A 6,760-nucleotide genomic window follows, 5' to 3' on the forward strand; every position below is an offset into this window, starting at 1 on the left:
AGAAAGGAAACAGACACTTTATGAAAAAACCGATTATCGGTATAACAGGAAACCAAAGGGATATTCCCAACGATCAATTTATCCATATCAGTTATACTTCAACTGGCTTTATCGAGGGAGTCAATAAAGTTGGGGGAATCCCAATTATCTTACCAATTGGTGATGAAGCCTTAGCTCACACCTATATTACTATGATCGATAAACTGATCCTTACCGGTGGACAAAATGTCCATCCTCATTTCTACGGCGAAGAACAGACTATCGAAAGTGATGATTATCTGCTTCAAAGGGATCTATTTGAACTAGCTCTCATCCGAGAGGCGCGGAAACAAAACAAGCCTATTTTTGGTGTCTGTCGTGGTACTCAGCTTTACAATGTTTCTATGGGTGGCACACTTCACCAAGACATCGAGAATCACTGGCAAGATAGCACTGCTCAATACACTACACAGACTATGGTCACTAAAAATGGCTCCATCCTCCATGAATTATACGGACCTACTTGTCAAATCAACTCATTCCATCACCAAAGTATCAAGGATCTAGCGAAAAATCTAGAAGTCATAGCCTACGATCCTCGGGATAAGGTCATTGAGGCTGTTACCTCAACTGATGGAAGTCCATTTCTTGGTGTACAGTGGCATCCAGAATTTCTATTTCCCACAAGAACGGGGGATTTAGCCTTGTTTGATTATGTCGTTCACAAACTTTAGATCAAATCCGTTTTTTCACGATAACTATAATAATTATTTTTTGAAACGATTAAATGATCTAAAAGAACCAACCCCATTAGCTCACAAGCTTCTTTCATGTGTTTGGTGACCTCGTCGTCATTCTTACTTGGTAAAGTCACTCCAGAAGGATGATTGTGTACAAGTATAATAGATGTCGCCAAGTGTTTGAGCGCATAATGCAAAATCTCGCGCGGCTCAGCAATGCTTCTAGTTACCGTTCCTACAAAGATTGTCTGCTGATGGATAATCTGGTTTTGACTGTTGAGATAAATAGCGACCAAACACTCCTGCTTTTTATCTCCTAATTCTACCTGCATTTTGCGAGCTAGTTTTTGACTTCCAAGAATTTGCTCTCTCTCCAGCACTTCAGCTTTGTTGATACGACAGCCAAGCTCAATAATGGCCTGCAACTCAACAGCCTTCACAGGGCCAATTCCTGAAATTGTCTGTAATTCTTGCAAAGTCAGATATTTTAAATCATTCAAACTAGAAATCGATGATAAAATCCTTTGAGAAACTTGAAAAACAGTTTCTTTTTTGCTGCCTGTTCGCAAAAATATAGATAGCAATTCCTGATTACTAAGTTTATCCGCCCCTTCTCTTATCAGCCGTTCACGCGGCATCATACTTATGTCATCCTGCAATGAAATACGATACATATCAACCTCCTTACTTATTAATTCGAGATTAAATAAAAAAAAGAACCTAAATAAATGAACTACACCCCAAAGGTTAGACACAAAATCTATCGATTAGGCGAGTTCATTTATTTAGGCTATTTATTATTAATTGCTAAATCTTATCATATTTGTTGCTTGCTGTTGTAACAGCCTCTCTAACGGATGTAGACCATTGTCCCTTGATGGCACTATCTAAAGTATCATTAATCCCCTTGATAGCCAACTTTCCTTCCTTTGCAACTTTACTAATTGCTTCCTCAGATTTGGTCTTAATACCATCACTTTTACTAAGAATATGTGGAGCATAAACATTTGTTATCAAAGATTTTTCAATCTGTTTTTGAATAGCAAGCAGACGAGTTCCTAAATCATCGAAATTTCCTACAGTAAATACACCTGTAATATCCTCAGTTAATGTTGTTGCCATTTTAGCATCACTTCCTTTTACTCTCTAGTTTTATTATTATCATCTGCGGCTATTCTCCTACGTAGATAAGCCTCCTCTAGCTTATCATCTAGATATCGTCTTTCTCGTCGGAAATCATCACTCTCTTTTAAAGATTCTAATTCCAATATTTTTTGCGCCTCCGTCAAGGCATCTTCCGATAACATTTGGTAAGATTCCATCTCTCTATTAAGAATCCTATAAAAATCCTGATCCGCATCAGTAGATTTCAAATAATGTAACGTTTCTTCGTACTTTTCATCAAGAATATTTTGTATGGCACGACGCGCAGTTTGAAAATAATCATTTCTTTCCTCAAATTCTTGCAACTTTTCTCGATGCCGATCTTCCAATTCTTCTAATTCTTTAGTTTTCTTTTCGACTTCACGTTGTGCTAATTCAAATTTCTCCATTGATTGAATTCCCCTGCTAAAGCTATGTCTTCTTCGAGTTTTTTGTTTATACCAGCTGCAATTTTATCTTTTAATTTAGTCATTTCATCTAATATTTGACTCGCTTTGTTGAGCTTATTTTGTAGAGAGATTTCTACATTTCCGACCACACTATCATGTGTGACACCACCAGCTGCAAAAGCCGATCTAATCTCATCAGGACTAAGACTACTGACCATAAACGGAGACTTGGTCGTTTCAAATAAAGACTCAACTTCTTCTACTCCTCTTTGTTTCTCAATCTTAATCTGATCCAAAACTTGCTGAGCAGCATTAATAAGAGCATTTACACCAATAGTAGCTTGCTCGCTGTCTAGAAAAATTCGTTCGTTGCTACTTAGGCCACCTCCGCTTTCTGTAAGTAAGCTTTTCATGCCATAATACCGCAACATTCTCGTTTTTGTTTCTAGGATGAGGGCATTCGCATTTCCTTTTGCAGTATTGGTCACAACATTGCCATTTTCATCAATGAGTTGACCTTTATTATTAAATCTCCAAGTATTATAACTATGATATTTATCCCCTAGACTATAGATCTTATCTGCCTTTTCTTTCCAAGAAAGTTTATCATCTTGTAAAATTCGTAAAGATTCATCAACAAAACTAGCATCTGTCATATTGACATAAATGGCAACGCCTGTTTTATTCCCCAAAATGTTCCCCAAAAACATATCATTTGGATTTCTAAAATTACGAAATTGCTCTGGATGCGCCTGCATATAGGCTATTTCTTCTTCCGAAACAATATTATGAATATCTGGACCATTAAAGCCAACATTATTCCATCCCATTTTTAAGGCAGTATAAAGTGCCATAGACTCTCCCAAAGAATGACCATTCGTTGTTATAATGGCATTGGGATTTTCTTTACGAACCTTTTTCTCTACTCGCTGGGCAAACTCTAATGCTGTTTTTGACTGAACATCTACAATGTTTTCGACAACTTCCTTTTTAACACTATCGTTAAAATGTCCTTCTAGAATGCCTTTGCCCATCCCTGAAATCGAGGGGAGACCTGTTATCATTTTATCCGTAAAACCCATACCTAGATTTTCAAGGTCATTGAGAACATCTTTTTTGTCTCCAAAATTGGTGCCAACATAAGAAACCACTACCTGACTGTAGTCTACGTTCCCTTGATCATCAACAGGAGCAACAGCCATAGCTTGCATACTATTATCCGTTGGTTCAGCAGAGTTCCCAATAGCATCAATGACTCGGAATTTTCGACCATTAACGTTAATCGTTTCTCCAACTGATAATTGCTTATCCGGATTATCTACTGGGTCAATATCGTAAACATATGTTGCAATTTTATTATAATCCGCATCCGTTATGTTCATTTCTTCTCTCCATAATGTATAACATTTATTTGGGTTTCCGATAATTTTGTATAACTAGTTGGAACTTCCTTACGTTTCAGTTCCTCTGAGCTATTATGATAGATCAAGCCATAATTCTGTATATCGTAACTATCTTTTAAGTCTGTTGAAACTTCTATTTTATCGTTTACCGAGAAATAAATGAATCTAGGTCTACCAAATCCGCCTTTTGAAATACTTTCAAACTCTATTTTATAAACATCTTCAAAATTATTGACCAAAAATAAAGCAAGAGCCTCTTCTTGTTTTCTAATTATCTTTTTCTCTTCTGCTGTCAATGTTACTTCCTCCTTCTGTTCTGTTTTTTTCTGCTGGCTACAGGCACCGAGTGTTCCCAAACCTAGAAATCCAATAAATACTATCAAAAGCAACTTAGATATTTTCATAAATACTCCTTTCCTTTATAAAACACAAGATCATCAACTATCCTAACACGATTATAATATATTATATCAAAAAGAATATAAACCAAGCAAGCGTTTACATTTTTTATCACTTTTATTATGGATGAAACTAAATTTTACATACTATTATAGTTTAACTCAATAGAGTAACCAATAGCATCAATGACTCGGAATTTCGACCGTTAACGTCAGATTCCTTTCCCACACTAAATTGTTCTTCTGCTTTATATTCTTTCGGATCCAAATTATAGACTTTTTTAGATATTATGTTGTAATCTTTATCAGTCAACGCGCAATTTAATAATCTTCGTAATAACTAACATCTACTCCGTCTAAACTAGTTAACTGTGTTGGAGGTTTCTTCTCTATCAAATGAAAGTCTTTTGGATCATATCCTATTGAATAATATCCATCTTTACTTTCTAACTCTGTTGGTAAAATATAACTACTATCATTGACCTTTATAGTGATTGTATCACCCGTCCCAAAACCACCTTTATGAAAATTTACAAATTCTATTTTTTTCACATCTTGATAATGATTTACCAGGTACAAAGCGATTTTCTCTTCTTCTTTACGAAGTTTCTTTTTTTCCTCTGTCGTCAATGTAACCATCTCCTTCTGTCCGTTTTTTTTCTGTTGACTACAGGCACTGAGAGTTCCCAACCCCAAAAATCCAATAAATACTATCAAAAGTAACTTAAGTATTTTCATATAATATTTCCTTATTTTATAGAACATACAATCTTCAACTATACTAACATAGGTATATTATAGCAAAATGATTATAGAACAAGCAGGCGTTTACATCTACAGAAGCATTAATGACTCGGTATTCAACTGTTGACATAAAAAATTTGACCTAATTTCTTTGCGAATCTTCATTGTTTTTAGGAGCTAATTTGTAAAACTTTTTTGCTATTTATTTGTAAACTTCATCAGTTACACTATTCATTTTCTTCCCTCATAATAAATCACTCTCTCTTTCAGCTCATCTATATTCGAAAATGAAGAAGGAGCCTCTTTTCTTACTAAAAATTTTGAACTTTGATGATAACCTAAAGAATAATGATTAATATCATATGTGTCCTGCAGACTAGAATCCACAAGGAGTTTATCGTTAATTTTCATATATGCCACATCAGAAGTTCCAAAACCACCCTTTACTATACTTATAAATTCTATTTTTTTAATATCTTCAAAATTATTGACCAAAAATAACGCAAGAGCCTCTTCTTGTTTTCTAATTATCTTTTTCTCTTCTGCTGTCAATGTTACTTCCTCCTTCTGTTCTGTTTTTTTCTGCTGACTACAGGCACTGAGCGTTCCCAACCCTAGAAATCCAATAAATACTATCAAAAGTAACTTAAATATTTTCATAAATATTCCTTTCCTTTATAGAGTTCAAAATTCTCAACCATACTAATCTGGCTATAATGTAGCCAAAAAATCATAAATAAAGCGAGTATTTATATAATTTGCAAAACTTTTCAAGATAGATCGAACTAAATCTTACATACTATCATAGAATGACTCGGGATTTCGATAGTTTATATCAGTTGGATCTCCAATTTGTATCTACTGTTCACTTTTATATTCTTCTGGATAAAATTTATACACATTACGTGCTAATTCTTTATAATCTTTTTCAGTAATTTTCGACATATTATGTACCTAATTATATATTACTTCAATTCCTTCAAGTGTCTCAAAATCAGTCGGTTTTTCCTTTTTCATTAAAGTCTTCTCACCTTTTTTATAGACTAAACTATAACCATTATCATAATTGTCATCTAAAAACGAACTAATACTAATATTATCATTCACTTTTAGAAAAACACTTCTAGACTGGGCAAATCCTTTTCTAGAGACATCTGTGAACTCAATTTTATTAATCCCTTCATAGTTATTCACTAAAAACAAAGCTAGATTTTTTTCTTGTTTTTGAACTTCTTTTTTCTCTTCTTCTGTCAATGTAACTTTCTCTTTCTGTCCTATTTTTTTCTGCTGACTACAGGCACTGAGTGTTCCTATCCCTAGAAACCCAATAAATACTATCAAAAGTAACTTAGATATTTTCATAAATACTCCTTCCTTTATGCAGCGTCATCAATAACTTGAAATTGACGATTTCATAACTCAATTATATTATCTTTCTATAATCAATTTACTTTTCCTCATAATATATCACTTCAATCCCATCAAGACTGGTTAATTCCGTAGAATTTTTCTTTTTTATTAAATGAAAATCACTCGGATCATAATCAACAGAATATCTTTCACTATCATCGTTAAATATAATTGGTTTTATATAACTATCATCATTGACAATAACACTTATTGAATCTGCTATACCTAATCCTCCCCTGTGAAATTTATCAAACTTAATCTTTTTCACATCCTCGTAATGATTCACCAAATACAAAGCAATTTGCTCTTCCTCTTTACGAAGTTCCTTTTTTTCTTCTTTTGTCATAGTAACTTTCTCTTTCTGTCCTGTTTTTTTCTGCTGACTACAGGCACTGAGTGTTCCTATCCCTACAAACCCAATAAATACTATCAAAAGTAACTTAGATATTTTCATAAATACTCCTTTTCTTTATAAATCTCAAAATCTTCAACTATACTACCTATAGCATATTTTAATAAAAACAATCATATAT

Annotated in this window: 10 protein-coding genes; 1 reads left to right on the forward strand and 9 read right to left on the reverse strand. The window is 33.8% G+C overall.

Going from position 1 to position 6,760, the window contains the following annotated elements; genetic code table 11:
* Nucleotides 1–20 precede the first annotated feature (20 nt).
* Nucleotides 21–713, forward strand: coding sequence for a gamma-glutamyl-gamma-aminobutyrate hydrolase family protein (locus ACWPVL_RS11200; RefSeq protein ID WP_454389000.1), 693 nt, complete (start codon nt 21–23; stop codon nt 711–713).
* On the opposite strand, the gene radC is transcribed toward ACWPVL_RS11200, so the two are convergent.
* The 9 genes from radC to ACWPVL_RS11245 all read right to left on the reverse strand — a co-directional run bounded on the left by radC (nt 710) and on the right by ACWPVL_RS11245 (nt 6,681).
* A complete protein-coding gene (radC, locus tag ACWPVL_RS11205; RefSeq protein ID WP_061422797.1) occupies nt 710–1,393 on the reverse strand; it encodes a RadC family protein in 684 nt (227 codons plus the stop codon). The two genes, ACWPVL_RS11200 and radC, sit on opposite strands and share 4 nt — an antisense overlap.
* Before the next feature lie 133 nt (nt 1,394–1,526).
* The gene (locus ACWPVL_RS11210) at nt 1,527–1,841 is read right to left on the reverse strand and encodes a hypothetical protein (protein WP_454389002.1); all 315 of its coding nucleotides are present in this window, start codon (nt 1,839–1,841) and stop codon (nt 1,527–1,529) included.
* A gap of 17 nt (nt 1,842–1,858) precedes the next feature.
* The gene (locus ACWPVL_RS11215; protein WP_454389004.1) at nt 1,859–2,272 is read right to left on the reverse strand and encodes a hypothetical protein; all 414 of its coding nucleotides are present in this window, start codon (nt 2,270–2,272) and stop codon (nt 1,859–1,861) included.
* Nucleotides 2,254–3,654, reverse strand: coding sequence for a lipase (locus ACWPVL_RS11220; protein WP_454389006.1), 1,401 nt, complete (start codon nt 3,652–3,654; stop codon nt 2,254–2,256). The genes ACWPVL_RS11215 and ACWPVL_RS11220 overlap by 19 nt, the downstream gene beginning before the upstream one ends.
* Entirely contained in the window at nt 3,651–4,079 is a 429-nt protein-coding gene (locus ACWPVL_RS11225) for a ubiquitin carboxyl-hydrolase (RefSeq protein WP_125371923.1), read from the reverse strand. Before ACWPVL_RS11225 ends, ACWPVL_RS11220 begins: the two co-directional genes overlap by 4 nt.
* Before the next feature lie 315 nt (nt 4,080–4,394).
* The gene (locus ACWPVL_RS11230; protein ID WP_125371921.1) at nt 4,395–4,811 is read right to left on the reverse strand and encodes a ubiquitin carboxyl-hydrolase; all 417 of its coding nucleotides are present in this window, start codon (nt 4,809–4,811) and stop codon (nt 4,395–4,397) included.
* 237 nt (nt 4,812–5,048) lie between these two features.
* Nucleotides 5,049–5,477: a ubiquitin carboxyl-hydrolase gene (locus tag ACWPVL_RS11235; RefSeq protein ID WP_454389008.1), complete on the reverse strand. Its 429-nt coding sequence runs from the start codon at nt 5,475–5,477 to the stop codon at nt 5,049–5,051.
* Nucleotides 5,478–5,771: 294 nt separating this feature from the next.
* Nucleotides 5,772–6,179, reverse strand: coding sequence for a ubiquitin carboxyl-hydrolase (locus ACWPVL_RS11240; RefSeq protein WP_454389010.1), 408 nt, complete (start codon nt 6,177–6,179; stop codon nt 5,772–5,774).
* 85 nt (nt 6,180–6,264) lie between these two features.
* Complete coding sequence (locus ACWPVL_RS11245; protein ID WP_454389012.1) at nt 6,265–6,681, reverse strand: ubiquitin carboxyl-hydrolase; 417 nt, start codon at nt 6,679–6,681, stop codon at nt 6,265–6,267.
* Nucleotides 6,682–6,760: the final 79 nt, after the last annotated feature.

Source organism: Streptococcus sp. Marseille-Q8145 (genome assembly GCF_965112035.1).

Coding starts and splice junctions, on each gene's coding strand:
- ACWPVL_RS11240 (WP_454389010.1), bottom strand. CDS start 6,179: ATGAAAATATCTAAGTTACTTTTGATAGTATTTATTGGGTTTCTAGGG.
- radC (WP_061422797.1), bottom strand. CDS start 1,393: ATGTATCGTATTTCATTGCAGGATGACATAAGTATGATGCCGCGTGAA.
- ACWPVL_RS11225 (WP_125371923.1), bottom strand. CDS start 4,079: ATGAAAATATCTAAGTTGCTTTTGATAGTATTTATTGGATTTCTAGGT.
- ACWPVL_RS11210 (WP_454389002.1), bottom strand. CDS start 1,841: ATGGCAACAACATTAACTGAGGATATTACAGGTGTATTTACTGTAGGA.
- ACWPVL_RS11235 (WP_454389008.1), bottom strand. CDS start 5,477: ATGAAAATATTTAAGTTACTTTTGATAGTATTTATTGGATTTCTAGGG.
- ACWPVL_RS11245 (WP_454389012.1), bottom strand. CDS start 6,681: ATGAAAATATCTAAGTTACTTTTGATAGTATTTATTGGGTTTGTAGGG.
- ACWPVL_RS11220 (WP_454389006.1), bottom strand. CDS start 3,654: ATGAACATAACGGATGCGGATTATAATAAAATTGCAACATATGTTTAC.
- ACWPVL_RS11200 (WP_454389000.1), top strand. CDS start 21: ATGAAAAAACCGATTATCGGTATAACAGGAAACCAAAGGGATATTCCC.
- ACWPVL_RS11230 (WP_125371921.1), bottom strand. CDS start 4,811: ATGAAAATACTTAAGTTACTTTTGATAGTATTTATTGGATTTTTGGGG.
- ACWPVL_RS11215 (WP_454389004.1), bottom strand. CDS start 2,272: ATGGAGAAATTTGAATTAGCACAACGTGAAGTCGAAAAGAAAACTAAA.